Origin of the sequence: Candidatus Infernicultor aquiphilus (assembly GCF_002784285.1) — a bacterium.
In the GTDB taxonomy this organism is placed as follows: Bacteria; Atribacterota; Phoenicimicrobiia; order Phoenicimicrobiales; family Phoenicimicrobiaceae; genus Infernicultor; species Infernicultor aquiphilus.
The window spans coordinates 1-2,460 of sequence record NZ_PFKO01000361.1 but is presented as its reverse complement, the minus strand read 5'-3'; the positions used below and the strand labels follow the sequence as shown (position 1 = coordinate 2,460).

At 33.9% G+C, this 2,460-nt stretch carries 5 protein-coding genes; 1 reads left to right on the top strand and 4 read right to left on the bottom strand.

The window, feature by feature from the left end; genetic code table 11:
* Window positions 1-28 precede the first annotated feature (28 nt).
* Complete coding sequence (locus COZ07_RS10150) at window positions 29-211, bottom strand: nucleotidyltransferase domain-containing protein (RefSeq protein ID WP_406608447.1); 183 nt, start codon at window positions 209-211, stop codon at window positions 29-31.
* Window positions 212-634: 423 nt separating this feature from the next.
* On the opposite strand from COZ07_RS10150, the gene COZ07_RS10145 reads away from it, so the two are divergent.
* On the top strand, window positions 635-802 hold the full coding sequence (locus COZ07_RS10145; protein WP_406608446.1) for a hypothetical protein: 168 nt from the start codon (window positions 635-637) through the stop codon (window positions 800-802).
* Between the two features lie 149 nt (window positions 803-951).
* Here the strand turns inward: COZ07_RS10145 and COZ07_RS10140 are convergent, their stop codons facing one another.
* The 3 genes from COZ07_RS10140 to COZ07_RS10130 all read right to left on the bottom strand — a co-directional run bounded on the left by COZ07_RS10140 (window position 952) and on the right by COZ07_RS10130 (window position 2,420).
* Complete coding sequence (locus COZ07_RS10140; RefSeq protein WP_406608445.1) at window positions 952-1,293, bottom strand: retroviral-like aspartic protease family protein; 342 nt, start codon at window positions 1,291-1,293, stop codon at window positions 952-954.
* 108 nt (window positions 1,294-1,401) lie between these two features.
* Window positions 1,402-1,644, bottom strand: a complete 243-nt coding sequence (locus COZ07_RS10135) for a hypothetical protein (protein ID WP_406608444.1) — start codon at window positions 1,642-1,644, stop codon at window positions 1,402-1,404.
* 644 nt (window positions 1,645-2,288) lie between these two features.
* A complete protein-coding gene (locus COZ07_RS10130) occupies window positions 2,289-2,420 on the bottom strand; it encodes a DUF2283 domain-containing protein (RefSeq protein WP_406608448.1) in 132 nt (43 codons plus the stop codon).
* Window positions 2,421-2,460 lie beyond the last annotated feature (40 nt).

Below are 2,460 nucleotides of genomic sequence, written 5' to 3'. Positions count from 1 at the left end.
CAAAAGGACATCGGAAACACCTATTAGTTTAGTTGTTTCCGATGTCCTTTTGTTCTTGAATTCTTAAGTTAATGACATTGAGATCTATATCGCTTTCTAAATTGCCCTTTCCCAAAGCCACGGAACCAAAAAGATAACCAAAAAGGATTCCTTTTTCTTTTTCCAAAACTAATTTTAATTTATCTTCAATTTTAGAAATATCCTTCTCCATAGTTTATCTACCTTTCTATAGTTCATCTACTTATTTTTATAAATAATTATAACACATATTAAAAAATACAACACTCCAAACTATTTTACTTTCTCACTGCCCCACTAAAGTGGACACTAACTCCTAAAATCAGCAGAATCGGGAATATTATTCCCTGCGCTTCTCGGAAGTACAGAAAAAATTAGCCGGAATAAAAGTAGACTTGATTCACCCGGTTAAATATTTTCAATGCACCACTATTTACCAATCCCGCAATGTCATTGCGAGTGACCGTAGGGAGCGTGGCAATCTCTAATTCAATGATCCTGTCATTCCTGCAAAACCTGTACCTGCGAAAGCAGGTAGCAGGAATCCATCTGCAAACCGAAACCTGTACCTTGCATTTCGCAACTTGCAACCATTTTCGATGAAAGGAGGTAAATATTGGATATACACAATTTAGCTGACATCATCGCTAATCAGGGATTCCCTATTGCCCTGTCCATACTCTTAATCTTTCGAATTGATAGATTTATGCAAGAGATAGTGATTGCCCAGAAAGAGGGTTATCGGACAGAAAGAACTCTCTGGAATGAAAGTAGAGCTAGGTAAAATTGAATAGAACTATTAACAAAAGGGGACAAGATACTCTTGATAATAAAAAGTAGCCTGTCCCCTTTTACTCTATAGGCTTTGTTATTTGTTTTTTCTTTGTAAATTAAAGTAGTCCCCTTTTTCCCCTCTATTTGCTCAGGTAAATTCTATACATTAAAAGTAACAATCTGAGCATATCCATTATATATCAATACTCCATGCTTTAATATGTCTCTCCCTATAAGACATTGAATATGTTGCCCTTGTAATGGTGCTGCAATAAGATCTGCTGTTTCGATCGCTAGATTATTAGGAAATACTACTGCTGCTTGATATTGATAACATTCTACTCCTACCGATGAAGGAGTATTGATTTTAACAACTCCTATTGGACTTATTCCAATTTTCTCTATTATATCTGATCTTACTACTGTGCTCGTAGCTCCTGTATCTATCATTGCTAAGACTTTTACACTTTGAGGAATTGGCTGGTTTTTATCTTTTAACATTTGAACTAGTAATCGAGATGGTGATATAAGAACCTCAATTATAGGACCTGACTTATATAAATTAGCTATTTGAGTGGTAAAAGATGGGCATTTTATCTCCTTTCAAATTTAAGACGCTAATAAATTAGAGGTAAAATTTAATATATCCTCAACCTCAGAAATCATCTTTACTAAAAAAGGAGAATTACCAAACAATTCATATCCCCTTTTTATTGCATCCTCTTTAGATTTAAAAGTATCTATCAATTGTCCTTCATGAATCAAGGCATACTCACCTTTTGATTTCCCCAAAAGCTCACCAAGTTTTGACTCAAAATAATCAAGATCCTTTTTTAGAAGATCTGCTCTCATTTTCCAGTCCTCCTCCTTTATTAAATCCTACTTATACCCGTTTTCACGAGTACAAAATTATTTTTAATATGATAATCCTTTTACTTAATATATCTATTTCTTTTGTGTTTATTATAACACATATTAAAAAATTAAAATAGCATCAATCCTTGATCCCAAATTACCTTAATCACTTTCTAAATCCTTATATAGTTCTTTTATGTTTCCTATCTTGGAATTCCCTTTTCTTAGATTAGCCATCGCTTCTTTAGCCCTTTTAGCAATAGCCAACCTTTTAGCCTCTATCAGCTACTTCTCAATTACCTCTACTGCATATTCTTTATCATCAAGTGGTAAACGGTTAAAATCTTCAATTATTTTATTTACTGTTGCAACCTTCATAGTTCTAAACCTCCTATTGTGCTTTTTCCTCCTACTTCTCGCGCAAAAACTCCTGAAATTTTAAAATACAACACTCCAAAAGAACTCTCTGGAATGAAAGTAGAGCTGGGGAAAATTGATTAGAACTATTAATAAAAGGGGACGAGATACTCTTGATAATAAAAAGTTACCTGTCCCCTTTTTTTCTTTTTTCCTTTTTTTCTTCCCTTAAGGGGCGACCCCTTTTGGGGTTTCATATTTTATCGGCAAAAGCCTTTCTAAATTCACATAAACCTTTCGTCTTTGCCTATATCCAGCACAATATCCTCAGAGATTCGCTTGTTTACAACTTCCTGTTTTCTTTCATCTAAGCGAATATAGAGAAGATCTACCTTGTCATTATAAAGGATGTTCATTTTATCCCTACTCCCATTTTCCATAAAATACATAAACGGT

Excerpts from the sequence above, each read along its gene's own strand:
- COZ07_RS10150 (WP_406608447.1), bottom strand. The coding sequence starts at position 211 with ATGGAGAAGGATATTTCTAAAATTGAAGATAAATTAAAATTAGTTTTG.
- COZ07_RS10140 (WP_406608445.1), bottom strand. The coding sequence starts at position 1,293 with ATGTTAAAAGATAAAAACCAGCCAATTCCTCAAAGTGTAAAAGTCTTA.
- COZ07_RS10135 (WP_406608444.1), bottom strand. The coding sequence starts at position 1,644 with ATGAGAGCAGATCTTCTAAAAAAGGATCTTGATTATTTTGAGTCAAAA.
- COZ07_RS10130 (WP_406608448.1), bottom strand. The coding sequence starts at position 2,420 with ATGAACATCCTTTATAATGACAAGGTAGATCTTCTCTATATTCGCTTA.